Here is a 26,975-nt window from a genome sequence, read left to right on the forward strand (position 1 = left end):
TTAGCCACTCGGGCGGAATCTGCCAGTCGAGGCAGGATTTAGCCTGGATCATGGCTTTTCGAGACTGCAGCGGTCGCCTAAAGTAGGCCACCACCGCACCCTGGAGTGACTTGTATTGGCCGGTTCCCTGATTCGTCGCCTGCTCGGTAAAAAACCCGACACCCGCACCGACGTATCCATCGCGATGTTCTTTCAGACAAAAGCCGCGCAGCAGGGCTATACCCTCAGTGTCGGCCAGACCCGGGCGATTGCCGCCATGCACCGCGAGACCGCGCACCTGCTCGCCGGCCGGCCTACCCGCAGCCTGTATCTGCACGGTCCGGTGGGGCGCGGCAAGAGCTGGTTGCTCGACGGTTTTTTCCAGGCGTTGCCGTTGGCCGAGAAACAGCGCGTGCACTTCCATGAGTTTTTTACCCGCCTGCACCAGGGCATGTTCCGGCACCGCGCGCAGGACGACGCCCTCGCCGTGACCTTGGATGAATTACTGGCTGGCTGCCGGGTGCTGTGTTTCGACGAGTTCCATGTGCACGATATCGGCGATGCCATGCTGATCAGCCGGCTGTTCAAGGCGCTGTTCCAGCGTGGCGTGCTGGTGCTGGTGACGTCCAACTATGCGCCCGAAGGCCTGCTGCCCAACCCGCTGTACCATGAGCGCTTCAAGCCGGTGATCGACCTGATCGCCGCGCGCATGGAGGTGCTGGAAGTCAGTTCACCCGAGGATTTTCGCAGCCTGCCCCAGGCTCACGCGCAACAGCGTTTTACCAGCGGGCACTACGTGTGGCCGGGCACCCCGGCGCAACGCGAGGCGCTTGGCCTGCCCGGGCCGGACGCCGCCGAGCACAGCCTGACGGTGGGCAACCGGCAGTTGACGTGTCGCGGCCATCAGGCGCGCACCATCGCCTTCACGTTCGCCGATCTGTGCGAACAACTCACCGCCGTGATGGACTACCTGTTGCTGTGCCAGGACTATGACCATTGGATCATCGACGGCCTGCCCCACCTCGCCGACTGCCCGATTGCCGTGCAACAGCGTTTTATCAATCTGGTGGACGTGCTCTACGACCGTGACAAACAGCTGACGCTGATCGGTGAACAATCACTGGCACAGGCCATGAGCGGCCAGGCCATCGACCTCGCGCGCACCGCCAGCCGTCTTGGGCAATTGCAACAGGCGTGCCCGCAACCTGCGCCCGAGCCGCTATCATGAGCACCTTTTTACGCCCCCTTGCCGAGTGACCGCGCCGTTCATGAATACCCTCGCCCAACTCAAGGCCGGCCAATTGGCCGGTGCCACGCGCCTGGACCTGTCCTGCGGGCTGACCGAATTCCCCCGGGAAATCTTCGAACTGGCCGACACCCTGGAAATCCTCAACCTCACGGGCAACGCCCTGAGCAGCCTGCCCGACGACCTGCACCGGCTGACGCGCCTGCGCGTGCTGTTCTGTTCGGACAACGCCTTTACCGAGCTGCCGGCGAGCCTGGGCCACTGCACGGCGTTGAGCATGATCGGCTTCAAGGCCAACCAGATCAGCCATGTGTCGGCCGCCGCGTTGCCACCGCAATTGCGCTGGCTGATCCTCACCGACAACCGCATCAGCCAGTTGCCCGACGAGCTGGGCCAGCGACCGCTGCTGCAAAAACTGATGCTGGCCGGCAACCGGCTGGCGCAATTGCCCGAGAGCCTGGCCAACTGTCAGAACCTCGAATTGATCCGCATCGCCGCCAATCGCCTGACTCACCTGCCGCGCTGGCTGCTGACGCTGCCCAGCCTGACCTGGCTGGCCTACGCCGGTAATCCGGTGGAAATGGCAGCGGACCTCGCAAGCGAGGACGCGACGCCGAACATTCCCTGGACCGAACTGGCACTGGGCGAGGTGCTGGGTGAAGGTGCGTCGGGGATCATCCGCCAGGCGCTGTGGACACCCCAGGCGCTGCCGGTGGCGGTGAAACTCTACAAAGGCACGATCACCAGCGACGGCTCACCGTTGCACGAAATGCAGGCCTGCATCGCCGCCGGCCTGCACCCCAACCTGATCAAGGTGCGCGGCCGCGTGGTCGGCCACCCCGATGAACAGGCTGCGCTGGTGATGGACCTGATCGAGCCGAGCTACCGCAACCTCGCTGCCCTGCCAAGCCTGGCGTCCTGCACCCGCGACATCTACGCGCCCGCCACCCGGTTCAGCCTCGACGTGGCACTGCGCATGGCGCGCGGTATCGCCTCGGTGGCGGCGCACCTGCACCGGAACGGCATCACCCATGGCGATCTGTACGGCCACAATATTCTGTGGAATGAAGCCGGGGAGTGTCTGCTGGGGGACTTTGGTGCCGCGTCGTTCCACGCCATGGCCGACACGCTGGAGACCCGGGCCTTGCAGAGGATTGAAGTGCGAGCGTTCGGCGTGTTGCTGGGGGAATTGCTGGAGCGGGTTGACGGCCAGGTGAGCGACGAACTGCTGGCACTGCACAAAAACTGCTGTCAGCCCGATGTGCTGGCGCGGCCCGGCTTCGAAGACATCGAAGCCCTGCTCGATGCTCTCCAACACCGCTAAACAACGGTGCCTCTGTGGCGAGCGGGCTTGCCCCGCGTTGGGGTGCGAAGCGCCCCCAATCAAAGAAAACGCTGTGTGCCTGACAGTGCTCAGCGCATGGTTTTGGGGCTGCTGCGCAGCCCAACGCGGGGCAAGCCCGCTCGCCACAAAGCCCGCTCGCCACAGGAATGTGGCTGCCTGAAATTTCAGGTTTTAAAATCAATAAGTTATTTTGTGTTGGATAAGAGGGAGCAAGCTCCCTCCCACATTGGGTCTGCGTTTTTCCAGTGATCAGCCTGCCAAACCGACAAACATGTCCTGCACATCGTCGTGGTTATCCAGGCCTTCGAGGAACGCTTCGACCTCGGCCATCTGCTCATCGCTCAACCCGGTCACCGGGTTCTTGGCGATATAGCCCAGCTTGGCCGACAGCACGGTGAAGCCTTGCTCCGGCAGCGCTTTCTGCACGGCGTCCAGGTCGGTGGTCTCGGTGATAAACAGGCTGGTGCCTTCTTCTTCACCCTCTTCAAAATCCTGGGCACCGGCTTCGATGGCAGCCATCTCGGGATCGGCGTCCGGGCTGTCCGGCGAGGCTTCGATCAGGCCGACATGGTTGAAGTCCCAGGCCACCGAGCCGGATGCGCCCAGTTGGCCCTTGCGGAACGCCACGCGGATTTCCGCCACGGTGCGGTTGATGTTGTCGGTGACGCATTCGACGATCAACGGCACCTGATGCGGGGCAAACCCTTCGTAGGTCACGCGGTGGTACTGCACGGTTTCACCGAGCAGGCCGGCGCCCTTCTTGATCGCGCGCTCCAGGGTTTCCTTGGGCATCGAAGCCTTTTTGGCCTGCTCCACCACCAGACGCAGGTGGGCGTTGGTGGCGGTGTCGGCGCCGTTGCGCGCGGCAATGGTGATTTCCTTCACCAGCTTGCCGAAGATCTTGCCCTTGGCATTGGATGCCGCTTCTTTATGTTTGACTTTCCACTGTGCGCCCATGACTCACTCTCTAACTGTCCATGGCGCCGAAACGTCTACTGGCCGGCGCTTTGGGGGCAGAGTTTATAGCGCAGCCACGCTTCCTTCCAGCAAAAAACCCTCAGGGCGCCAACTCGAAAACCGCCTGGATCATGCGCTGCGAGCGCCGCCGTTGCAGACAGCCGAGCAAGTGCCGGTTGACCAGGCCATCGCCCTGGATCGGCACCGCGCGCACCCGCGGGTCGGGGCTGACTTCAATCGAGGACACCACCCCGACGCCCAGTTCGGCCGCGACCGCTTCGGTCACCGCTTCACGGCTGTCCAGTTCCAGCAACACCCTGGGCTGCACATCGGCCGCCCGGCAGGCGTCGTCAAAGGTGCGCCGGGTGATGGAGCCAGGCTCGCGAAGCACCATGATCACGTCATGCAACTGCTTGAGCGCAATACCTTCGCGCAGGCGCGCCCACGGGTGCGCCGCCGGCACCAGTGCGCAAATGCGCGACTCACTCAAGGGTTGCAGGTGCACGCCATTGCGCGGCGCCACTTCGGTGAGCACGGCCACATCCGCGTGCTCGGCCAACAGCGCTGCCAGGGTTTCCTGGGCATTGCCCAGGCGCAGGTTCACGGTGATACCCGGATAGCGCGCACGCAGGCTGGCAATCATCGGCATCACCAGGTGCGGGCCGTCCGCCGCGACTTCCAGGCGTCCGCTGAGCAGTTGGCGATTGGCCTCCAGCAGGGTCTGCGCTTCGTCCACCAGGCCGAAGATCGCCCGCGTGATTGCCGCCAGGCGCGTGCCCTCTTCGGTCAATTCCACCCGTCGTGCGGTGCGGCGCAGCAGTGGAATCTGATAGTGCTCTTCCAGCGCCTTGATGTGCCCGGTCACCGCCGGCTGGCTGATAAACAGCCGCGCCGCCGCCCGGGTAAAGCTGCCCTCGCGAGCCACGGCGTCAAACGCCCGCAATTGAAACAGATTCATGATTATCGGCCTCACTGATGGCTCGCATAACAACAAACAATTTGATTGATAACAAGCCAAACTGCAATTTAGGCGCCGTAGCTTTCACACCAACGCCTCGCGAGAACCTGAAATGACCACTGCCGCGCCGCTCCTGCTGACTCCCGGGCCCCTGACCACCTCGCTGCGCACCCGCCAGGCGATGCTGGAAGACTGGGGCTCATGGGATGCGCGCTTCAATCAACTCACCGCCAGCGTCTGCGCCCGGCTGCTGACGATTCTCAACGGTGCGGACAGCCACCATTGCATCCCCCTGCAGGGCAGCGGCACCTTCGCCGTCGAAGCCGCCATCGGCACGCTGGTGCCCCGCGACGGCAAGGTGCTGGTGCTGATCAACGGCGCCTACGGCAAGCGTCTGGCGAAGATCTGCGCGGTGCTCGGGCGCACGTTCAGCACCTTCGAAACCGCCGAGGACGCCCCCACCACCGCCGCCGATGTGGACCGCCTGCTGCACGCCGACAGCCGCATCAGCCATGTCGCCCTGGTCCACTGCGAAACCAGCACCGGCATCCTCAACCCGCTGGCGGAGATTGCGCAGGTGGTGGCACGCCACGGCAGGCGGCTGATCATCGACGCCATGAGCTCGTTCGGTGCACTGCCCATCGATGCTCGCGAAATACCCTTCGACGCGCTGATCGCAGCCTCGGGCAAATGCCTGGAAGGCGTGCCGGGCATGGGCTTTGTGTTCGCACGGAAAGCTGCGCTGGCCGCAGCCCAGGGCAACAGTCACTCCCTGGCGATGGACCTGTTCGACCAGCACAGCTACCTGGCCAGCACCGGCCAGTGGCGCTTCACCCCGCCGACCCACGTGGTTGCCGCCCTGCATGAGGCGCTGCTGCAATTTGACGAAGAAGGCGGCCTGCCCGCCCGTCACCGGCGCTATGCCAGCAACTGCCAGGCGCTGCTGGATGGCATGGCCGCCCTGGGCCTGCGCAGCTTCCTGCCGGCCGCCATCCAGGCACCGATCATCGTCACCTTTCACGCCCCGCAAGACCCGCGCTATCGGTTTCAGGACTTCTACGAACGGGTCAAGGCCCGCGGCTTCATCCTGTACCCCGGCAAACTGACCCAGGTGGAGACGTTTCGCGTCGGCTGCATTGGCCACGTCGACGCCGCGCACATGCAAGCAGCGGTCACCGCGATCGGTGAAGCGCTTCTACTAGACACCAGCCTCCACAGGACTTGAACCATGCAGTATCAAAACCCCAACGCTTTGCAAGCCGTGATCCTCGACTGGGCCGGCACCGTGGTCGATTTCGGCTCGTTCGCGCCCACGCAGATTTTCGTCGAAGCCTTCGCCGAATTCGGCGTGCAGGTGTCCATCGAAGAAGCCCGTGGCCCCATGGGCATGGGCAAGTGGGACCATATCCGCACCCTCTGCAACCAGCCGGCGGTGGCCGAGCGCTACCGCCAGGCGTTCGGCCGCACGCCTACCGATGCGGACGTGACCGCGATCTACCAGCGCTTCATGCCGTTGCAGATCGAAAAAATCGCCGAGCACTCGGCGCTGATCCCGGGCGCCCTCGATACCATTGCGGAACTGCGTGCGCAGGGCATCAGAATCGGCTCCTGCTCCGGCTATCCCCGGCAAGTCATGGACAAGGTGGTCGCCCTGGCGGCGAGCAACGGTTATGTCGCCGACCACGTCGTGGCCACCGATGACGTCCCCAACGGCCGCCCGTGGCCAGCGCAGGCCCTGGCCAACGTGATCGCCCTGGGCATTGACGATGTGGCGGCGTGCGTGAAGGTCGATGACACCGTGCCGGGCATCCTCGAAGGCCGTCGCGCCGGCATGTGGACCGTGGCGCTGACCTGTTCCGGCAATGCGCTGGGCCTGACCTACGCGCAGTTTCTGGCCCTGGACAGCGCCACGCTCACCACCGAGCGCAAGCGTATCGAAGCGATGTTCGCCGGCTCGCGCCCGCACTACCTAATCGACACGATCAACCAGTTGCCGGCGGTGATCGCCGACATCAACCGGCGCCTGGCGCGCGGTGAGATGCCCCAGGGCGCCTGACGCAAATAAGGAAAACGGCATCCCGGACGCGCGCGGCGGCTGAATCAGGCATACAGTAAACAGACTCCGTCGCCAAAGAACGGAAACATGCCCTGATGAGTGAGGAAACCAGCGATGCCGTGGAAAAATTCCGATACGCGCTACAGCACCATGTCGATTGCGCTGCACTGGTTGATGGTGGTGCTGCTGGCGGTGGTCTATGCCTGCATCGAATTGCGCGGGCAGTTCCCCAAGGGCAGCGGCGCACGCACGCTGATCGTCGAAATGCACTTCATGTTCGGCCTGACCGTGTTTGTGCTGGTGTGGCTGCGATTGTTTGCGCGCAGCCTGGGGGTTGCGCCAAAGATCGTCCCGGCCCCGCCGCTATGGCAGCGTCTGCTGGCCAGGCTTACGCACACCGCACTCTATGCGCTGATGATCGGCATGCCGATCGCCGGTTGGCTGATCGTCAGCGCCGAAGGGCACTCGGTGATGTTCTACGGGATGGAGTTGCCGCCGTTGATCGCCGAGAACAAGGCATTGGCCAAGGAGATCGAGGGCTGGCACGTGCTGTTCGGGCAGATCGGCTACTGGCTGATCGGGCTGCATGCGCTGGCAGGGATTTTTCACCATTATGTGATGCGCGATAACACGGCGTTGCGAATGCTGCCAGGCAGGCGGCAATCGGTTGAGTGACACACCGCTGTCGGGAGCATGAGCAATTTCAGGCAACTACATTCCTTTGACGAGCGCGCTCGCCACAGAGGCTCCAGTTTGTTGCGCCACATTGCCAGGCAGAGCCTCCCGCAGGGTGTCGCATCAGGGATTGAATCCGCGGCGGCCCTGAAGGCCGCCGGTGTGGATGAAGATCAGGCGGGTGCCGGGGGCGAAGCGGCCGGCCTCGATCTGCTGTTTCAGCGCCAGCAGCGCCTTGCCGGTGTAGAGCGGCTCCAGCGGCAGGCCGCATTGCTGTTGCGCGGCGTCAATAAACGCCAGCAACAACGGGTCGACGTTGGCAAAGCCGCCCCTGCTCGCGTCCAGCAGTTCATAACCTTGCGCCACGATTGACTGCACAGTGCGCGCCACACCGTGGTCATCCGGCACGGCCAGTGCGCCGTACACCGGATGGCCGCCCGCCTCGGCCAGCACCAACCCCGCCAACGTGGTGCCGGTGCCGGCGGCCAGCCACCAGGCGTCATAGTCGTCCCAGCCCAGCGCATTCAACTGCGTACGCGCCTGTTCGACCAATACCCCACATCCCAACGCCCCGGTCAATCCGCCACCGCCCTCGGGCACCGCATGCAGGTGGGGATAGTGCTCATGCCACGGTTCCCAGAACCCCGGTTCGTGACGCGCACGATAGCCGCCATACCCCAGCCAGTGCAGGTGCATGCCGAACGCTTTGAGGTCGAGCACCGTGGGCGTGTCCTGCGGGTGACCGCGCAACAGGCCGACCGTGGCAAAACCGAAGCGCTGGCCTGCCGCCGCCAACGCGTGCAGATGGTTGGAGTAGGCACCGCCCAGGCTGATGATGCCGCTGGCGCCGGCCTGCCGCGCCTGGGCCAGATGCCCACTGAGCTTGAACCATTTGTTGCCGCTGATCAGCGGGTCGATCAGGTCCAGGCGCAGCACCGCAAGCTCGACGCCGCGCAGCCAATCAAGCTGCACGGGTTCAAGGGGCGCGTGGGGGAGCCAGTCGAAGGGGGCCATCCGGGTGGCACCTGCGCGAAAAAGGGGCGGTAGTCTAACACCGCCCCCGCCCGGGTCTTACAGCTCGGCGGCGAGGCGCGAGCCCTGGTTGATGGCGCGCTTGGCGTCCAGCTCGGCCGCCACATCGGCGCCGCCGATCAGGTGCACGTTCTGACCCGCCGCGACCAGACCGTCGTGCAGTTCGCGCAGCGGGTCCTGCCCTGCGCAGATGACGATATTGTCCACCGCCAGCACCTGGAGCTCACCCTCGGCGCCGATGCGGATATGCAGACCGTCGTCATCGATCTTCAAGTACTCGACGCTGTTGAGCATCTGCACCTGCTTGTTCTTGAGCCCCGTGCGGTGGATCCAGCCGGTGGTCTTGCCCAGGCCGTCGCCGACCTTGGAGGCCTTGCGTTGCAGCAGGAAGACTTCACGCGCCGGCAGGTGCGGCTGCGGCTTGATCCCGGCCACGCCGCCACGGGCCTGCAGTTGGGTGTCGATGCCCCACTCCCGCCAGAACGCGTCGCGGTCCAGGCTGGTGGACACGCCCTGATGCACAAGAAACTCCGAGACGTCGAAACCGATGCCACCGGCACCGATCACCGCAACGCGTCTGCCCACCGGCTTGCGTTCGAGAATCACGTCCAGGTAGCTCAACACCTTGGCGTGGTCGACTCCCACAATGGCCGGAGTACGCGGCGCGATACCAGTGGCCAGGATGATTTCGTCATAGCTGCCCGCCGCGAGCTGCGCGACATCCACGCGCGTGTTCAGGCGCAGCTCGACCTCGGTGGTTTGCAGCTTGCGCGTGAAGTAACGCAGCGTTTCGAAGAACTCTTCCTTGCCTGGCACACGCTTGGCGATGTTGAACTGGCCGCCGATTTCGCTCGCCGAATCAAACAGCGTCACCTGATGGCCGCGTTCGGCGGCCACGGTGGCAGCGGCCAACCCGGCCGGGCCTGCGCCGACCACGGCGATTTTTTTGCGGTGGGTGGTCGGTAAATAGTTGAGTTCGGTTTCGTAACATGCGCGCGGATTGACCAGGCAGGTGGTCAGCTTGCCGCCAAAGGTATGGTCCAGGCAGGCCTGGTTGCAGCCGATGCAGGTATTGATCTCATCGGCACGCCCGGCCGCAGCCTTGTTGACGAACTCCGGATCGGCCAGAAACGGGCGCGCCATGGAGACCATGTCCGCATCGCCCTGGGCAAGGATCTGCTCGGCAATCTCCGGGGTGTTGATGCGGTTGGTGGTGATCAGCGGGATCTGCACCGCGCCACGCAGCTTGGCCGTGACCTTGCTGAACGCACCCCGTGGCACCTTGGTGGCGATGGTCGGGATACGCGCTTCGTGCCAGCCGATGCCGGTGTTGATAATCGTCGCGCCGGCCTGCTCGATGGCCTTGGCCAGTTGCACGATTTCTTCCCAACTGCTGCCACCTTCCACCAGATCAAGCATCGACAGGCGAAAGATGATGATGAAATTCGGGCCGACGGCTTCACGCACCCGACGCACGATTTCCACCGCCAGGCGCATGCGGTTCTCGTAGCTGCCGCCCCAACGGTCGGTGCGGTGGTTGGTGTGGGCGGCGAGGAACTGATTGATGAAGTAGCCTTCGGACCCCATGATTTCCACGCCGTCGTACTCGGCGACCTGGGCCAGCCGCGCGCAGGTGACGAAATCCCGAATCTGTTTTTCGATGCCCTCTTCGTCCAGCTCCCTGGGCTTGAACGGATTGATCGGCGCCTGAATCGCGCTCGGCGCCACCTGCTTGGGGCTGTAGGCGTAACGGCCGGCGTGAAGGATCTGCATGCAGATTTTGCCGCCAGCTGCGTGCACCGCCTGGGTGACGATTCTGTGCTGGTGCGCTTCTTCCTCGGTGGTCAGCTTGGCCGCGCCGGCATACACCCCGCCTTCATCATTCGGACCAATCCCGCCGGTGACCATCAGGCCGACGCCGCCTCGGGCACGCTCGGCGAAGTAAGCTGCCATGCGTTCGAAACCGCCGGTTTTTTCTTCAAGGCCAGTGTGCATCGAACCCATCAGGGTGCGGTTGCGCAAGGTGGTAAAACCCAGGTCCAACGGGGCCAGCAGGTGCGGGTAGGCAACAGCGGTCATGGTACAGCTCCACAACGGATGATCACGGGACGTGAGGTATTCGAATGACACCCCATCGGTTTATGTCCCACAGACTAAGAGGCGATGGACTGCCGCTCAATGACCCAAACTGACAACTTATTGACCGAAATGCACAGCGCCGTATCTGTCACTTCACTGCGCGCACTGATGTAGCGCCCCTATCAACCCGATCCAATTTGCTGACTTCATTAAACCGCGCGACGCCATCATTCTGCTACCAAGCGGCCATCCGGGATTTGCCTGGAGCCCCTGTCTTCCACCTGTTTAATGCCGCCGTGCATTTACCACGTCCCAATCCTGGCCATCGGAGGCCCCCAATGACTCTCAGATCATTGAATATTGCACGCCGCGCATTCGTCTGCTTTGGCTTGATCACCCTACTGCTGTTCAGTTTCGCAGGTTTTTCCTACGTGCAGATCGGGCACTTGCGCAGCGCCGAGCAGGATATCGAGACCAACTCGCTGCCCAGCATTCAAGTCATCGACGATATTCAAATCGCCTTGCTGCACATCCGCCTTGAAAGCATTCGCATGCTCTCACGCGCGACTGAAGAGGTGCGCGCAGCGTCATTGAACAAGGTTCAAGAGGGTTTGCAGACGCTCACTTCACGCACGGAGTTCTATCGCACCCACCTGATATCGGGAACCCAGGACCAGGACCAGTTTGAAAAAACCAATCAGGTGATGAACAGCTACATCGAAGGGTTGAATCGCGTCATAGCGCTGGACACGTCCAATCACGAACAGGCAGTGGCGATGGCCAACGCCGAACAGATGCAGCTTGGCAATGACTACCAGGAGCAACTGACGCTGCTGCGCGAGCAAAACGCGCGTCAAGCCGCTGAATCCGGCAAGGAGGCCGGCAACGTGTACGATCACAGCGTCAGCGTCCTGATCGCCGTGCTGCTCGCCGCCGCCATCCTCACCGTCATGCTCGCGACGTTCTTTACCCGCAGTATTGTCCGTCCGATGACCTCATCGCTGCGGTTGGCAGAGGACATTGCCGAGGGCGACTTGACCCATGGGCTTGAGGTCAGTGGCTCGGATGAAGCCTCGCGCCTGATGAACGCACTCAACCTGATGCGCGAAAATCTGCGCAACACGATTCTGGAAATCTCGGGAGCCTCCGCCCAATTGAGCACGGCAGCGGTGGAGATGACCGCGATCACCGAGAATGCCGATCGCACGTTGCAACAGCAGAACAGCGAAATCGAACAGGCTGCAACGGCCGTTAACGAGATGAGCGCTGCCGTTGAGGAAGTCGCCAGGAACGCCACTTCCACCTCCGAGGCCGCCCAGCAGTCGAGCCTGTCGGCAGACCTGGGGAACACGCGTGTGAACGAAACGCTGATCGCCATGCAAAACCTGACGGGCCTGGTTGAATCGTCTTCGGATCAAGTCAAGGTGCTGGCCGGGCAGGCACAGGACATCAGCAAAGTCTTGAGCGTTATCCGTGCCATTGCCGAACAGACCAACTTGCTGGCATTGAACGCGGCCATCGAAGCCGCGCGCGCAGGCGAACAAGGACGCGGATTTGCGGTGGTGGCCGATGAAGTGCGGGCGTTGGCGCATCGCACACAAACCTCGACCGAAGAAATCGAGCACATGATCACTGCGATCCAGGTAGGCTCACGCGCAGCCGTCGACTCAATGAGCAAAAGCACATCACAGGTTCACAACACCCGAGACACGGCCGAACAGGCAGGCCAGTCCCTGCGCCAGATCACCGATTCGGTGCTTGAAATCAATGATCGAAACCTGCAGATTGCGACCGCGTCCGAGGAACAGGCGCACGTTGCACGTGACGTTGACCGCAGCTTGATCAGCATCCGTGACCTTGCCATTCAGAGCAGCGAGGGTACTCGCCAGACCTTGACCGCGAGCAACGAGCTCTCACGTCTGTCCGTCAACTTGAACGGGCTGGTGCTGCGCTTTAAAACCTGACGCGCTGCCCGGCACACGCCACCTTGTTCATTGCCCTTACAGGATTGAAAAAATGCCCAATTCCTTATCCGAGTTGACTGAACAAGCGCGTGTGCCCGAGGTGGATGAGGTGCTCGACAGCATCGTGGCCATGGTGTCGGCGCATTTTGCGGCGCCGACTGATGCAGGCAGACGCACGCCGATGAGCGAGCAGGACAACCTGTTTTTGCATAACGCCGCCGCAGTCGCCGCCGCGCGTCTGGACTTCATTCACGACAGGCACTTCGTCGATGCGCTGACCGGGCTGCCCAATCGCGCGTGTTTTGAACGCGACGTTGCCAGAGAAGCGGCAGGCCTGCCGCAACGTCTGGCCATACTGGTCGAGCCATTGACCGCATTCGGCATGGACAGGCTGGTGAAAGCCCTGGGCCTGGACTGTTTCGTCGAGTTCATGCTGGGGGTAAAAAATGTACTCGCCGCTGTACTGCCCGGGCATGCACGCCTGTATCGCGCCGGCACGCTGAGCTTCGCCGTGCTGATGGAGGATGGCCCCGAGGTTGACCTGCCCGCACTTATCCAGCGACTCACCGCCGCTCTGGCGCAGCCCGTGCACTTCCAGAATGTGCCGGTGTTCGCCGACGTGGGCATCGGCGTGCTCAGGATCGGCCCCAGCGCCTTGCCCCCTGTCGATAACGTGCGGCTGATGGCCAGCGTGACTGACACGGCACGGCGCTCCGAGCACCGGTGGCTGTATTACGACGCCACCATCGATGCCCACGCACAGCGCAGTGCAATGCTGCTTCACTCGATCGAGTCCGCATTGCTCGCGCCGGACCAGCTACGCCTGGAATATCAGCCTCGAATCAATCTGGCCGACAAACGCTGTGACTCGGTCGAGGCGCTTTTGCGCTGGACGCACCCGGTACTGGGAGAAATCGGGCCGGCCGAATTCATCGGCCTGGCGGAGACCACCGCCGCCATCCGGCATATCACCAGTTGGGTGGTGAGAAACGTGTGCAAGCAGATAGACGCGTGGCGGAGCCAGGGTCTGCACCTGAACGTGTCGCTCAATGTGTCGTCGATAGACCTGACCGATGGCCAACTGATTGATGAGCTGACCCACTCACTGGCGCAGTTCAACCTGGCGCCGCAATGCATTGAACTGGAGTTCACCGAAAGCGTGCTGATTCCCGACTTCGACGCCGTCCAGCACCAGCTCATGCGCCTGCACCGGTTGGGCGTGGCCATCGCCATCGACGACTTTGGCAGCGGTTACAGCAATTGGCGGTACCTGCGGGACATCCCGGCCAAAAGCGTCAAGCTCGACCGCTCGCTGCTGGTGGATCTGCGGCCCGACACCAGCAATTGGCATATCGTCAAAGGCATCATCAGCCTGGCGCGAAACCTCAATCTCACCGTGGTGGCCGAGGGCGTGGAAACCCTGTTGAACTACCGGCTCTTGCGTGACTGGCAGTGCCATCAGGGCCAGGGCTATTTCTTCTGCAAACCCCTGTCGCCCGACGCCCTGCGTGAATGGATAGCCGGCGGGCAAGCCTTTGCGGGCGGCAAAGAATAAAGCCGGGCAGGAACCAAGCCGGACGATCCGGTTCCAACGCGCAGGCGTCAACATTGGCGAAACTGCCGTCGGTGCCAGGAAAAAGCTGCGCATCGCCCCAATAATTCCTGTAACCCGCTGACTCTGTGTATCCTCATTCGCACTTCAGTCGAAAATTCATGCCCCGTCCCAGGTTCGTTGTCCGTTATCCATGCGTAAACTCTTAGCCCTCACCGTCACCATGGCCCTGGTTGCCGCCCTCACCGCCTATCTGGTCTGGACCCAGGATCGCCCTGTGGCGCATTACCTGTCGGACCTGCGCATCAATGTCGCCGTCAACCAGGGCCAGCCTGCCGACCGGGGCAACCTGCTGGGCATCCAGCCTGAGCTGTTCCCCGCCGATTACCAGAGTGTGGAGCGCCTGCACCTGAAACTCGCAGCCTATCTGCAAAAGGCGCGCGACCAAGGCTTTATCAACGACAAAACCATCGTGGTCATGCCCGAACATATCGGCACCTGGCTGATGCTCGGCGGCGAAAAAAACGAGTTGTACCAGGCCACGCATTGGCAGGACGCGATGAGCTGGCTGTCGCTCAGCAACCCGCTGTCGTTCGCGCGGGCATGGATCAGCGCCACCGGCGACAACCGCATGAACGACGCGTACCTGCGCATGAAAGCCGAAACCATGGCGCGCGACTATCAATTGCTGTTCGGCGGGTTGGCCAAGGAGTTCGGTGTAACCCTGGTGGCCGGTTCCATCGCCCTGCCCAACCCGACTATCAGCCAGGGACAACTGCAGGTCGGCCATGGCGCGCTGTATAACGCCAGCGTGGTATTCGCCGCCGACGGCCTGGCAGTGGGCCAGCCACAACGCCAGTTCTACCCGATCTACGACGAGCGCGGTTTTATCGAGCCGGGCGATGAAAACATCGTCAGCGTGGTCGACACCCCGGCCGGGCGCCTGGGCATCCTGATCGGCAGCGACAGCTGGTACCCCGACAACTACCGCAAGCTCAACGAACAAGGCGCGCAACTCATCGCGGTGCCGGCCTATGTGATCGGTCGGGATACTTGGGACCGCCCATGGCGCGGTTTCAAAAGCGTGTCCACCCCCACGGAAATCAGCCTCAAGCCCGAAGAACTCAGCGAGGGTCAGGCCTGGCATCGCCTGACGCTGATCAGCCAGCAACCGATCAGCCAGGCCACCGCCGGCATGAGTGTGTTCCAGCGTGGACAGTTCTGGGACCTGGGCAGCTCCGGCCAGAGCTTTTTGAGCAGCAACGGCCAGGTGTTTGCCGACGGCAGTGCCCGTGGCGCACGCCTGCTGAATATCTGGCTGTAACAGCGTGAAGCCGGTGCGCCTTGGGGACTTGTCGGTCGGCTTCGTGCACAGCCTGGCCGACGCGATCCAAAGCCATGGCCTTGATCCGCAACCGCTGCTGCTGCAATACGGATTTGACCCGGCGCGCCTCGCTGAGGCCGGCGCACGCTTGTCGATCCCGCGCTACATGCGCCTGGGCCATGCGGCCATCCAACTCACCAACGACCCGGGGCTGGGCCTGCGCATGGGCAGGCTCAGCCGGCTGAATCAGACGGGCCTGGCGGGCGTCACCGCCGCCCAGGCGCCTACGGTGCGCGAGGCCGCTCGCACGCTCACGCGCTTCGAAGCGTTGTACGGCTCCAACTATCGAGGGCAGTCGAGCTTTCACGAAGATGCCGATGGCGCGTGGCTACGGTTCTATTCCATCAGCCCTTACAACGCCTATAACCGCTTTGTGGTGGACTCGATCATTGCCGGCTGGCTGCAGCAATTGTCGAGCCTGGCGCGACAGCCCGTGCAAGCGCAGCGCATCGACATCGAATTCGACGCGCCGGACTACCACGAACAATACAGCGTGTTGGCGGACGGCCCGATCCACTTTGGCGCCGAGGCCAACCAACTGCGACTGAGCCGACAGAGCCTCGCCCTGCGCAACCCACAGCATTGCCCGAGTACCTGGCAGCTGTTGCTGCAACTGTGCGAAAGGGAATTGGAGCAGCTTACACGCACACGCAGCCTGCGCGAGCGCATCACCCGTTTGCTCGGGCCAATGCTCAATGGCGGCCGGGAACCCGACCTTGAAGAAGTGGCAGCACGCTTGCAACTGCCGACCTGGACACTGCGGCGCAAACTGGCCGACGAAGGCACTCAATTTCGCGCCATTCTCAACGACACTCGCCGCGACCTGGCCATGACCTACATTCGCGATACGGAACTGGCATTTGGCGAGATCGCCTACCTGCTCGGTTTTGCCTCGGCCCAGGCGTTTCAACGGGCCTTCAGGCGCTGGAACAACCAGACCCCAGGGGAATTTCGCCGCAGTCAGCGGCATTCCGCCTGAAGTCGGGGGTTACAACTCGGTGGCGTCGTCGACCGGATCCAGTGGATCCAACTCAAAGGCCTGATACTCCAGCAGTTCTTCCTGATAATCGTCCATGGTGGGCTCCTTTTTGAATGGACAGCGATTACAGGTTAATGACCTGTATCACCAGCCTAAAGTGCCGTCATGACGAAAAAAAGGCAACACCGTGAAGTTCCTGCACTTCAGAATGTGCGGCTTTCCACTGTATACAAGGCTCAAGGCTGCGTTGGCAGCGGCGGAATCGCCTCCGTGGGCGCGGGCAGGTTTGGATTGGTCGGCGCAGGTGCCGGCTCGGTTGCAGGCGCCGCCGCCGGTTCTGCCTGCGGCGCAATCGGCGCTGCCTCAGGTGGCGGAGCGAGCGGCTGCGACGCGGCCGGCTCTTGATTCGGCGTTTCGACCTTCTCGGCTGTCGGTGTCGCCAACGGCGCAGCCTTGGGTTCCGGCATGCCCAGGTCTGCCTTGGGCGTCTCCGGAATGTGCGCCGCCTTTTTCACTTCCTGGGGCAGGAACACGTCCACCAGCGCAAAGTAGCGGTCATAGAACTTGGGCGCTGAAACCGTCTCACTCGCCACTTTCACCATCGAGTCGTCGGTGGACCCGATAGGCATCGACACCGAGCCCAGCACGCCCACGCCGAGGCTCGCAGAGTTGTTGACCTTCTTCAGCGCGTAGCGGTCCTGCAAGGCGTTGGCGAACATCGTCGAATGCTTGCCACTGCCATCATCGGCGCACACCACGTTGAAGCTGATCTGCAGGTGCGTCTCGCCGGTCTGCTGAAAGCTCTTGTTGCCCACCACCAACTTCGGATCGCTGCTGGTGATGATATAGCCCTGGCTGAGCAATGCACGCCGGGCGGCTTCGCACGCGGCGACGTCGCTGACCGGGTAATCACGGGAAAACGTGCCGGAGTCGTCGAAGTTCTCATGCTCATAAATAGCGGTCTTGGGTGACGAGCAGCCCGCAGCGCCCGCCAGCACCAACGCCAGCCCGAGGCCACGCAAGTGAAATGATATCGACATCGAAAATCCTGAGAAAAACAGTCCGGCCGGTATTGTGCAACAGAACGGTCTCCGGGCGCGCGCATTCCTGTCAGGAAAAATTCCAGGGCCCTCACACATCGGCGCTTCAATATTGGATCAACAGGAGCAAAAAAAGACCCCGGCCTTTTCAGGACGGGGTCTTTTTGTTCAAGCCGACATCAGTACTTCTTGATGTCCGCCTGCGATTCCAACTGCTTGCGGTACGCAGCGAAGTCCTGCTGACCAACACGGGAAGCGAGGAAACGACGGTATTGCGCCTTTTCTTCATCCGTTGGGGCAGCCGCTTCGTTGACACCGTTCAAGCGCACCAGCACCAGGCTGCCGTCAGCCAGGGTCACGGTGGTGAAGGACGGCTTGTCCTTGGCCGCAGGCTTGGGCATGCGGAACAGGGCCTGCAACACAGCCGGGTCAATCCCTTCCTGGCTACGGGTAGCCGCTTCGGTGACTTTCCAGGCCTGACCATCAATAGGCTGGTTCAGCGCGGTCTTGCCATCACGCAGGCTGGCGATCAACTCGTCGGCGTGGGTTTTGGCAGCGGCGATTGCGCGCTCCTTGGTCATCTGTGCACGGATCGCGTCAGACACTTTTTCCAGCGGCAGTTGCGCAGGCTTCAGGTGTTCCTTGGCGCGCAGCACGATGATGGTTTCAGGGTCCAGCTCGATGGCGCTGCTGTTGGCGCCTTCATCCAGCACTTCCGGGCTGAACGCAGCAGTTACCACGGCACGGTTGGCTGCAACACCTTCGCCACCTTCACGGCCAAACGGCGCAGACGTGTGCACAGTGAGCTTCAGGTCCGACGCCGGCTGGGCCAGGTCGGAGGCTTCGAAGGCCGCATCTTCCAATTGCTTGGTGGCTTCGACATAACGCTGTTCAACCTGCTGGGTCTTCAGCTCGCGGGTCAGCTTGTCTTTCAGACTGGCAAACGTCGGCACCTGAGGTGCTTCAACGCCCAGCAGCTTGATCAGGTGCCATCCGAACGCACTGCGTACCGGCGCCGAAACCTGGTCCTTGTTCAAGGCGTACAAGGCCGTTTCGAAGTCCGGATCGTAGACGCCAGGGCCGGCAAAGCCCAGATCGCCGCCATTGTTGGCCGAACCTGGATCCTGGGAGAACTCCTTGGCCAGCGCCTCGAATTTCTCGCCCTTGGCCAGGCGTGCCTGGATCTCTTCAATCCTGGCCTTGGCCTGTGCCTCGGTGACCTTGTCGTTGACTTCAATCAGGATATGCGCGGCACGACGCTGTTCAGCGAGGTTGGCGATTTCTTTCTGATAGGCCGCCTGCAGCTCATCATCCTTGACCGTAACCTGGTCGAAGAAAGACGACTTCTTCAGCTCCAGATAGTCGATGACCACCTGGTCCGGCGTCATGAACTCCTTGGCGTGCTGGTCGTAATAGGCCTTGACCTCGTCGTCGGTGAGTTTCACCGCCGCAGGGTCAGCCTTGATGTTGACGGTGGCGAAGTCGCGGGTCTGTTTTTCCAGTCGGGCGAATGCCAGCACTTGGGCGTCGGTCACGAAACCACTGCCGGCGATGCCTGCGCGAACCTGGCCGATCAGCATTTCCTGAGTCAGCATCTGACGGAACTGCATCCGGGTATAGCCCAGTTGACGGATCACCTGGTCAAAGCGCTCGGCGCTGAACTTGCCGTCCACCTGGAATTCCGGTGTCTGCAGGATCACCTGGTCCAGAGCCGCTTCAGAGAAGCCGAACTTGGAATCCGCCGCGCCTTGCAGCAGCAGCTTGCGATCGATCAGGCCCTTGAGCGCCGCTTCGCGCAGCAGTTTCTCGTCGAGCATGGAAGCGTCGAAATCCTTGCCCAGCTGTTGCATCAGCTGGCGCCGTTGCATGTCGACAGCCTGGCTCAGCTCAGTCTGGGTGATTTCATCACCGTTGACCTTGGCCACGTCCTGCTTGGTGTTGGTCGAGGCCTGGAAAATGGCCTCGATACCGGTGAACGCCATCAATGCGACGATGATCCCGATAATGGTCTTGGCAATCCAGCCTTGTGAATTGTCCCTGATATTTTGCAGCATGCGTCCCCCAGAAACGGTTGAACTTCAAAAATTGGCAACCGTGGAGCGTGGGTAGAATCCGGATAGAAGAAAGGCGCATCCGAGGATGCGCCTTCTCGTAACTGGCGGAGCGGACGGGGGTTTGAACCCACACCCCCGGCGTGCGACCCAATGGATACGTGGGTCAGCTGCCGCTCCGCTGCCAGGCCAGACCTGCGTCTGGCCCGGGTAGGCAAGGCGTGAACGAAGCTTAGTTAACGGCTTCTTTCAGGGCTTTACCGGCTTTGAAACCTGGTTTCTTGGCAGCAGCGATTTGCAGTGCTTTGCCGGTCTGTGGGTTACGGCCAGTGCGAGCTGGGCGATCAGTCACGGAGAAAGTACCGAAGCCTACCAGTACCACGGAGTCGCCAGCCTTCAGAGCGCCAGTGACGGATTCGATTACTGCGTCCAGCGCACGGCCGGCAGCAGCTTTCGGGATATCAGCGGATGCAGCGATAGCATCAATCAGTTCCGACTTGTTCACTCTAAGTCCCCTTATATATCTATTGAGTATGATTCTAAGTTTTTTTGTAACAGCAAAAAACGGTGCTGAATGGCCTACAGACACTTAAGAGCCGCTTTATAACAAGGGCTCTAAAAAGCTGTCAAGGAAACCCCCAAGGCTTCAACACATTAATGCGTGCTAATTCTTTCCTTGGAATCAGACTCGCGTTTTTCATCCTTGGCGACTATCTCCGGAGCCACATCCGGCAAGGGCTCCGGCGCGTATTGCAGCGCAATTTGCAGGACTTCGTCAATCCATTTAACCGGTTTAATCTGAAGATCCTGCTTGATATTGTCAGGAATTTCCTTCAAGTCGCGAACATTCTCTTCAGGAATGATCACGGTCTTGATGCCACCCCGGTGTGCCGCGAGCAATTTCTCTTTAAGGCCACCAATGGCCAGCACCTGACCGCGAAGGGTAATTTCCCCGGTCATGGCCACATCGGCACGCACCGGAATGCCGGTCAGAGCCGATACCAACGCGGTGCACATGCCTACGCCAGCGCTGGGGCCGTCTTTCGGGGTCGCGCCTTCCGGCATATGGATGTGAGTGTCGTGCTTCTCATGGAAGTCCAGAGGGATCCCCAGGCTGCGAGCGCGGCTGCGCACCACGGTCTGCGCGGCCGTGATGGACTCGACCATCACATCCCCCAGGGAGCCGGTCTTGATCAACTGACCCTTGCCCGGAATGACCGCCGCTTCAATGGTCAACAGTTCGCCGCCCACCTGGGTCCATGCCAGCCCGGTCACCTGGCCAACCTGATCCTGCTGCTCGGCCAGGCCATAGCGGAATTTACGCACACCGAGGAAGTGCTCCAGGGAGTCGGACGAAACCTTCACCGAGAAGCGTTTTTCCAGCGCATGTTCCTTCACCGCCTTGCGGCAGATCTTCGCGATCTGGCGTTCAAGACCCCGTACACCGGCCTCGCGGGTGTAGTAACGCACGATGTCGCGGATCGCCTCGACCTCGAACTCGATCTCGCCTTTTTTCAGACCATTGGCCGACGTTTGCTTGGGCGCAAGGTACTTGACCGCGATGTTGATCTTCTCGTCTTCGGTGTAACCCGGCAGACGAATCACCTCCATCCTGTCCAGCAGCGCCGGCGGAATGTTCATGGAGTTGGAGGTGCACAGGAACATGACGTCGGACAGGTCGTAGTCGACTTCGAGGTAATGGTCATTGAAGTTGTGGTTCTGCTCGGGATCGAGCACTTCCAGCAACGCCGATGCCGGATCGCCACGCATGTCGCTGCCCATCTTGTCGATTTCATCAAGCAGGAACAGCGGGTTACGCACCCCGACTTTCGTCATCTTTTGAATCAATCTTCCTGGCATCGAACCGATGTAGGTACGGCGATGACCACGAATTTCCGCTTCATCACGCACGCCGCCAAGCGCCATGCGCACAAATTTACGATTGGTGGCACTGGCGATCGACTCGGCCAGGGACGTTTTACCCACGCCAGGCGGACCGACCAGGCACAATACCGGACCGCGAATCTTCTTCACACGCTTTTGCACGGCGAGGTATTCGAGGATGCGCTCCTTGACCTCTTCGAGGCCGTAGTGGTCGGCATCCAGGATTTCTTCGGCACGGGTCAAATCCAGACGCACCTTGGTCTGGGCCTTCCACGGCACCTGCACCAGCCAGTCAATGTAGGACCGCACCACGGTGGCTTCAGCCGACATCGGTGACATCTGCTTGAGCTTGTTCAGCTCGGCGGTCGCCTTGGTCAACGCATCCTTGGGCAGGCCGGCGGCATCGATACGCTTTTTCAGCTCTTCGATTTCGTTGTGGCCTTCCTCGCCGTCGCCGAGCTCTTTCTGAATGGCCTTCATCTGCTCATTCAGGTAGTACTCGCGCTGGCTACGCTCCATCTGCTTCTTCACGCGGCCACGGATGCGTTTCTCGACCTGCAGCAGGTCGATTTCCGCATCCAGCAGCGCCAGCACGTGCTCGACACGGGCCGACAGATCGATGATTTCGAGGATGTCCTGCTTCTGCTCGATCTTCAACGCCATGTGCGCAGCCATGGTGTCGACCAGGCGGCTCGGCTCATCGATGCTGTTGAGGGACGACAACACTTCAGCCGGGACTTTCTTGCCCAACTGCACATACTGCTCGAACTGCGAGAGCAGGCTGCGTACGAATACTTCGGACTCGCGCTCAGGCGCTTCGACTTCGTCGATCAGCGCCACTTCAGCGCGCAGGTGACCGTCCACTTCCATGAAGCGCTCGACCGCACCGCGCTGCTCGCCTTCCACCAGCACCTTGACGGTGCCATCAGGCAGCTTGAGCAATTGCAGGACAGTGGCAATGGTACCGACGCGATACAGGGCGTCTTCGCCCGGATCATCATCAGCAGGATTTCTCTGGGCCAACAGCAGGATCTGCTTGTCGCCCGTCATCGCGGCCTCGAGGGCTTCGATAGACTTCTCGCGCCCCACGAACAGCGGGATAACCATGTGCGGATAGACGACGACATCACGCAACGGCAGGAGAGGCAATTCAATGGTTGTCTTCATGATTTCGCCTCTATGACAGTTGAAAAATAAGCATGAAACCAAGATGGGGGCTGCATGCAAAAAAAACAAGCTTATTGCCAGCAGTTAAACGCAGTAAACGCTCGCAGGTAAAAACCCAGCCAAAACAAAGGGGCCCCTGGAGGCCCCTTGTTTGCATCGCGGCTGCAAACGCTTACGCGTCTGGCGCAGCCTTGGCAGTCGGCTCACTGTTTTCATAGATATACAGTGGCTTGGACTTGCCTTCTATAACGCTTTCGTCGATCACCACTTTACTCACTTCGGACTGCGAAGGGATCTCGTACATGGTGTCGAGCAACACGCCTTCGAGAATCGAGCGCAGACCACGAGCGCCGGTCTTGCGCTCAAGTGCCCGCTTGGCCACCGATTTGAGCGCGTCGGTACGGAACTCCAGGTCTACACCTTCCATCTCGAACAGCTTGGCGTACTGCTTGGTCAGGGCGTTTTTCGGCTCGGTGAGGATCTGAATCAAAGCAGCCTCGTCCAGCTCGTCCAGCGTGGCCAGGACCGGCAGACGACCAACGAATTCCGGAATGAGACCGAACTTGACCAGATCGTCAGGCTCGACTTCACGCAGGGACTCGCCCACCTTCTTGCCTTCTTCCTTGCTGCGTACTTCTGCACTGAAACCGATGCCGCCACGGGTGGAACGCTGCTGGATAACTTTCTCCAGCCCCGAAAATGCACCGCCACAGATGAACAGAATGTTGCGCGTATCCACCTGAAGGAATTCCTGCTGCGGGTGCTTGCGGCCGCCTTGTGGCGGTACGGAAGCAACCGTGCCTTCGATCAGCTTCAACAGGGCCTGCTGCACGCCTTCACCGGAAACGTCCCGGGTGATCGACGGGTTGTCGGACTTGCGCGAAATCTTGTCGATTTCGTCGATGTAGACGATACCCATCTGGGCCTTTTCCACATCGTAGTCGCACTTCTGCAGCAGCTTCTGAATGATGTTCTCGACGTCCTCACCCACGTAGCCAGCCTCGGTGAGGGTGGTGGCGTCGGCGATGGTAAACGGAACGTTCAGCAGGCGGGCCAGGGTCTCTGCAAGCAGGGTCTTACCCGAGCCTGTAGGACCGATCAGCAGGATGTTGCTCTTGCCGAGTTCGACTTCGTCGCCTTTCTTGTCACGCTGGTTCAGACGCTTGTAGTGGTTGTACACCGCTACGGCCAGAACCTTCTTTGCACGCTCTTGACCGATGACATACTGGTCAAGGATGCCGCTGATTTCTTTAGGCGATGGCAATTTATGCGCGCTGCTTTCGGCCTGGGCTTCCTGCACCTCCTCGCGGATGATGTCATTGCACAGGTCGACGCACTCGTCGCAGATAAAGACCGAGGGACCGGCAATCAATTTGCGTACTTCATGCTGGCTTTTGCCACAGAAGGAGCAATAGAGCAGCTTGCCGTTGTCCTCGCCGTTGCGGGTGTCAGTCATTCGTTCGATCCAAATCCGATAGGCTTGCAACACAAGATGAAGGCTTATGCGGGCTTTTTCAAGCCCGCCGATGATCGGACAAACCGATCAGCCTTGTTTTGCGCTGCTTATATTAGGCTGGGCGCTTTTCGATCACGGCGTCGATCAACCCGTACGCACGTGCGGCTTCGGCGCTCATGAAGTTGTCGCGATTGGTGTCGCGCTCGATTTCTTCCAGTGTGTGACCGCTGTGCTTGGCCATCAGCGTATTGAGGCGCTCGCGGATGAAGAGAATCTCCTTGGCGTGGATTTCGATGTCCGACGCCTGGCCCTGGAAACCACCCAGTGGCTGGTGAATCATCACTCGCGAGTTCGGCAGGCAGAAACGCTTGCCCTCGGCACCCGCGGTCAGCAGGAAGGCGCCCATGCTGCAGGCCTGGCCGATACAGGTCGTCGACACGTTCGGCTTGATGAACTGCATGGTGTCGTAGATCGACATGCCCGCCGTCACCGAACCGCCCGGGGAGTTGATGTACAGATGGATGTCCTTGTCCGGGTTTTCCGCTTCAAGGAACAGCAGCTGCGCACAGATCAGGTTGGCCATGTAGTCCTCTACCGGACCCACCAGAAAGATTACTCGCTCCTTGAGCAGGCGCGAGTAGATGTCGTAGGCGCGTTCGCCACGAGCGGACTGCTCGACAACCATCGGGACCAGGCCGCCTGCGGCCTGGATATCAGAGTTCTGCTGAATATAGGAATTACGGAACATGCTCTGCAGTTACTCCCAAATAGTCATGTCTTGAAAACGCATAAGCCAGCGCGAGGCTGGCTTATGGTTGAATTTCCAACGAGTTGGACAATCAGTCGGCTTGTGCTGCTTCCGCCGGCTTGACTGCTTCTTCGTAAGAGACCGTCTTGTCGGTCACCTTAGCCTTCTGCAGAACAGTATCCACAACTTGTTCTTCCAGCACAACCGAACGTACTTCGTTCAGTTGCTGGTCGTTCTTGTAGTACCACGACACAACCTGCTCAGGCTCCTGGTAGGCCGAAGCCATTTCCTGGATCATCTCACGCACGCGGTCTTCATCAGGCTTGAGGTCGAATTGCTTGACCACTTCAGCCACGACCAGACCCAGTACAACGCGACGCTTGGCTTGCTCTTCGAACAGCTCGGCCGGCAGTTGGTCAGGCTTGACGTTGCCGCCAAACTGTTGAACAGCCTGTACGCGCAGACGGTCCACTTCGTTGGACAGCAGAGCCTTTGGCACTTCGATCGGGTTGGCGGCCAGCAGACCGTCCATGACCTGGTTCTTGACCTTGGACTTGATAGCCTGACGCAGCTCGCGCTCCATGTTCTTGCGAACTTCGGTGCGGAAGCCTTCGATGCCGGATTCCTTGATACCGAATTGAGCGAAGAACTCTTCGTTCAGCTCAGGCAGCTTTGGCTCGGACACGGTGTTGACCGTGACGGTGAACTCGGCGGCTTTGCCGGCCAAATCCAGGTTCTGGTAGTCAGCCGGGAATTCCAGGTTCAGCACGCGCTCTTCGCCGGCCTTGGCGCCAACCAGACCGTCTTCAAAACCCGGGATCATGCGGTTGGAGCCCAGCACCAGCTGAGTACCCTTGGCGGAGCCGCCAGCGAATGCTTCGCCGTCAACCTTGCCCACGAAATCGATGTTCAACTGGTCTTCGTTCTGGGCGGCACGTTCGGCCACTTCAAAACGGGTGTTCTGCTTGCGCAGGATGTCGAGCATGTTGTCCAGGTCGGCATCAGCCACTTCGGCGCTCAGGCGCTCGATTTCGATACCGTCGAAACCGGCAACTTCGAACTCCGGGAACACTTCGAATACGGCAACGTATTCCAGGTCCTTGCCCGCTTCCAGGGACTTGGGCTCGATGGAAGGCGAGCCAGCCGGATTCAGCTTTTGTTCAACCACAGCTTCGTAGAAGGAAGCCTGGATCACGTCACCTACCGCTTCCTGACGCGCATCAGCACCAAAACGGCGCTTGATTTCGCTCATTGGCACTTTGCCTGGACGGAAACCAGCGATCTTGGCTTTTTGGGCGGTCTGCTGCAGACGCTTGTTGACCGCAGTCTCGATACGCTCAGCCGGCACGGTGATGCTCATGCGGCGCTCGAGAGCAGTAGTATTTTCAACAGAAACTTGCATGGATATTCCTCGTTGCACAGACATTAGCCGGCCATTTCCGACCCCAATCAAGGGCATGCATTCTAGTGGGTCAAACTCAAGAAGTCACCCTGCTGAAAATGCGCGCGAAAACAGCCGCCGTTTTATCGGTACGAAGGCACTGACGGACTTCGCCCCGGTGACAAATACAGCCAATCGCGCCAGAGCTCTGCGCCGCCTCTTCTATATAGCAAAGAGGCCATTCATCTCCCTGACGACCCTCCCTGCTGACAGGGACGGCAGGCAGCGCAGCATCATCGAGACACAAAAACGATGAAGCGCCCTGCCCTTGCGACCCAATACCTGCAGCCGCCGAATTCTCGAACAGCCAAAACCAAAAAAGGCGCCAGACTGTTAAATCTGGCGCCTTTCGAATATGGGGTGGACGAAGGGGATCGAACCCTCGACAACGGGAGTCACAATCCCGTGCTCTACCAACTGAGCTACGCCCACCATCTAGCATCGACGAAGCACTCAAACAACTTCTTCGTCTGGCCTCATCAAGCCCAGTGGCTCGATGACGCTTGATTGGTGCGGATGAAGAGACTCGAACTCTTACGCCTCGCGGCGCTGGAACCTAAATCCAGTGTGTCTACCAATTCCACCACATCCGCGCTTGCAGCTCTTAAAGCAAAGGCGCCAGATGGTTAATCTGGCGCCTTTTCAAAATATGGGGTGGACGAAGGGGATCGAACCCTCGACAACGGGAGTCACAATCCCGTGCTCTACCAACTGAGCTACGCCCACCATCTAGCGCTACTTGTGCCAAAGCTGCCTAATGGCGCACCCGGCAGGACTCGAACCTGCGACCATCCGCTTAGAAGGCGGATGCTCTATCCAGCTGAGCTACGGGCGCCTTATTAATCTGTACTCTTGGAGGATTACAAACTAAGTGCTTTCCAGCCTTGCAGAACAACGATTCTGCTCGACCTTCTTAACCAGTGCTAGGCTGTGCCCGACAAGTGCGACGAATAGTATAGAGGGCCCGGAAACCCGTCAAATC

The 26,975-nt window shown here is 60.7% G+C and carries 20 protein-coding genes and 4 tRNA genes; 9 read left to right on the forward strand and 15 right to left on the reverse strand.

Annotation, left to right across the window (positions count from 1 at the left end):
- Positions 1-115: 115 nt before the first annotated feature.
- Both zapE and LUB09_RS13950 read left to right on the forward strand, forming a co-directional pair.
- Entirely contained in the window at positions 116-1,207 is a 1,092-nt protein-coding gene (zapE, locus tag LUB09_RS13945; protein ID WP_231422840.1) for a cell division protein ZapE, read from the forward strand.
- A 40-nt stretch (positions 1,208-1,247) separates the two neighbouring features.
- Complete coding sequence (locus LUB09_RS13950; RefSeq protein WP_231422841.1) at positions 1,248-2,549, forward strand: leucine-rich repeat-containing protein kinase family protein; 1,302 nt, start codon at positions 1,248-1,250, stop codon at positions 2,547-2,549.
- Between the two features lie 270 nt (positions 2,550-2,819).
- Here LUB09_RS13950 and LUB09_RS13955 read toward each other — a convergent pair whose 3' ends face one another.
- Positions 2,820-3,527, reverse strand: coding sequence for a YebC/PmpR family DNA-binding transcriptional regulator (locus LUB09_RS13955; protein WP_057007583.1), 708 nt, complete (start codon positions 3,525-3,527; stop codon positions 2,820-2,822).
- 100 nt (positions 3,528-3,627) lie between these two features.
- Entirely contained in the window at positions 3,628-4,485 is an 858-nt protein-coding gene (locus tag LUB09_RS13960; RefSeq protein ID WP_231422842.1) for a LysR substrate-binding domain-containing protein, read from the reverse strand.
- A gap of 112 nt (positions 4,486-4,597) precedes the next feature.
- Here LUB09_RS13960 and LUB09_RS13965 point away from each other — a divergent pair, with 112 nt between their 5' ends.
- From LUB09_RS13965 to LUB09_RS13975, 3 genes are all read left to right on the forward strand, one after another.
- A complete protein-coding gene (locus LUB09_RS13965) occupies positions 4,598-5,710 on the forward strand; it encodes a 2-aminoethylphosphonate--pyruvate transaminase (RefSeq protein ID WP_231422843.1) in 1,113 nt (370 codons plus the stop codon).
- 3 nt (positions 5,711-5,713) lie between these two features.
- Positions 5,714-6,541, forward strand: coding sequence for a phosphonoacetaldehyde hydrolase (gene phnX, locus LUB09_RS13970; protein WP_231422844.1), 828 nt, complete (start codon positions 5,714-5,716; stop codon positions 6,539-6,541).
- A gap of 114 nt (positions 6,542-6,655) precedes the next feature.
- A complete protein-coding gene (locus tag LUB09_RS13975; protein ID WP_231422845.1) occupies positions 6,656-7,216 on the forward strand; it encodes a cytochrome b in 561 nt (186 codons plus the stop codon).
- Between the two features lie 123 nt (positions 7,217-7,339).
- On the opposite strand, the gene LUB09_RS13980 is transcribed toward LUB09_RS13975, so the two are convergent.
- Positions 7,340-8,230 carry a 1-aminocyclopropane-1-carboxylate deaminase/D-cysteine desulfhydrase gene (locus LUB09_RS13980; protein WP_231422846.1) on the reverse strand — a complete coding sequence of 297 codons (891 nt, stop codon included), beginning with the start codon at positions 8,228-8,230 and terminating at the stop codon, positions 7,340-7,342.
- Between the two features lie 57 nt (positions 8,231-8,287).
- The gene (locus LUB09_RS13985) at positions 8,288-10,327 is read right to left on the reverse strand and encodes an NADPH-dependent 2,4-dienoyl-CoA reductase (protein WP_231422847.1); all 2,040 of its coding nucleotides are present in this window, start codon (positions 10,325-10,327) and stop codon (positions 8,288-8,290) included.
- A 338-nt stretch (positions 10,328-10,665) separates the two neighbouring features.
- Between LUB09_RS13985 and LUB09_RS13990 the strand changes: the two genes are divergently transcribed.
- The 4 genes from LUB09_RS13990 to LUB09_RS14005 all read left to right on the forward strand — a co-directional run bounded on the left by LUB09_RS13990 (position 10,666) and on the right by LUB09_RS14005 (position 16,206).
- Positions 10,666-12,291, forward strand: a complete 1,626-nt coding sequence (locus tag LUB09_RS13990) for a methyl-accepting chemotaxis protein (RefSeq protein ID WP_231422848.1) — start codon at positions 10,666-10,668, stop codon at positions 12,289-12,291.
- Positions 12,292-12,343: 52 nt separating this feature from the next.
- Positions 12,344-13,846, forward strand: a complete 1,503-nt coding sequence (locus LUB09_RS13995; protein ID WP_209982997.1) for a putative bifunctional diguanylate cyclase/phosphodiesterase — start codon at positions 12,344-12,346, stop codon at positions 13,844-13,846.
- A gap of 190 nt (positions 13,847-14,036) precedes the next feature.
- Positions 14,037-15,167 carry a carbon-nitrogen hydrolase family protein gene (locus tag LUB09_RS14000; protein WP_209982999.1) on the forward strand — a complete coding sequence of 377 codons (1,131 nt, stop codon included), beginning with the start codon at positions 14,037-14,039 and terminating at the stop codon, positions 15,165-15,167.
- 4 nt (positions 15,168-15,171) lie between these two features.
- Positions 15,172-16,206: an AraC family transcriptional regulator gene (locus tag LUB09_RS14005; RefSeq protein ID WP_209983001.1), complete on the forward strand. Its 1,035-nt coding sequence runs from the start codon at positions 15,172-15,174 to the stop codon at positions 16,204-16,206.
- A 236-nt stretch (positions 16,207-16,442) separates the two neighbouring features.
- Here LUB09_RS14005 and LUB09_RS14010 read toward each other — a convergent pair whose 3' ends face one another.
- From LUB09_RS14010 to LUB09_RS14060, 11 genes are all read right to left on the reverse strand, one after another.
- Positions 16,443-17,246, reverse strand: coding sequence for a DUF2242 domain-containing protein (locus LUB09_RS14010; RefSeq protein WP_209983003.1), 804 nt, complete (start codon positions 17,244-17,246; stop codon positions 16,443-16,445).
- Positions 17,247-17,425: 179 nt separating this feature from the next.
- The gene (locus LUB09_RS14015; RefSeq protein WP_209983005.1) at positions 17,426-19,300 is read right to left on the reverse strand and encodes a SurA N-terminal domain-containing protein; all 1,875 of its coding nucleotides are present in this window, start codon (positions 19,298-19,300) and stop codon (positions 17,426-17,428) included.
- A 229-nt stretch (positions 19,301-19,529) separates the two neighbouring features.
- Entirely contained in the window at positions 19,530-19,802 is a 273-nt protein-coding gene (locus tag LUB09_RS14020; protein WP_003174819.1) for an HU family DNA-binding protein, read from the reverse strand.
- Between the two features lie 149 nt (positions 19,803-19,951).
- The gene (lon, locus tag LUB09_RS14025; RefSeq protein WP_209983006.1) at positions 19,952-22,348 is read right to left on the reverse strand and encodes an endopeptidase La; all 2,397 of its coding nucleotides are present in this window, start codon (positions 22,346-22,348) and stop codon (positions 19,952-19,954) included.
- 172 nt (positions 22,349-22,520) lie between these two features.
- A complete protein-coding gene (gene clpX, locus LUB09_RS14030; protein ID WP_003238279.1) occupies positions 22,521-23,804 on the reverse strand; it encodes an ATP-dependent Clp protease ATP-binding subunit ClpX in 1,284 nt (427 codons plus the stop codon).
- Positions 23,805-23,916: 112 nt separating this feature from the next.
- Positions 23,917-24,552 carry an ATP-dependent Clp endopeptidase proteolytic subunit ClpP gene (clpP, locus tag LUB09_RS14035; protein WP_003238276.1) on the reverse strand — a complete coding sequence of 212 codons (636 nt, stop codon included), beginning with the start codon at positions 24,550-24,552 and terminating at the stop codon, positions 23,917-23,919.
- Between the two features lie 91 nt (positions 24,553-24,643).
- Positions 24,644-25,954: a trigger factor gene (gene tig, locus LUB09_RS14040; protein WP_057007596.1), complete on the reverse strand. Its 1,311-nt coding sequence runs from the start codon at positions 25,952-25,954 to the stop codon at positions 24,644-24,646.
- 395 nt (positions 25,955-26,349) lie between these two features.
- A tRNA-His gene (locus LUB09_RS14045) sits at positions 26,350-26,425 on the reverse strand.
- Between the two features lie 76 nt (positions 26,426-26,501).
- Positions 26,502-26,586 (reverse strand) — tRNA-Leu (locus LUB09_RS14050).
- Positions 26,587-26,643: 57 nt separating this feature from the next.
- Positions 26,644-26,719 (reverse strand) — tRNA-His (locus LUB09_RS14055).
- Positions 26,720-26,751: 32 nt separating this feature from the next.
- Positions 26,752-26,828, reverse strand: a tRNA-Arg gene (locus LUB09_RS14060).
- Positions 26,829-26,975 lie beyond the last annotated feature (147 nt).

This window comes from Pseudomonas sp. Leaf59 (assembly GCF_920984685.1).
Lineage (GTDB): Bacteria > Pseudomonadota > Gammaproteobacteria > Pseudomonadales > Pseudomonadaceae > Aquipseudomonas.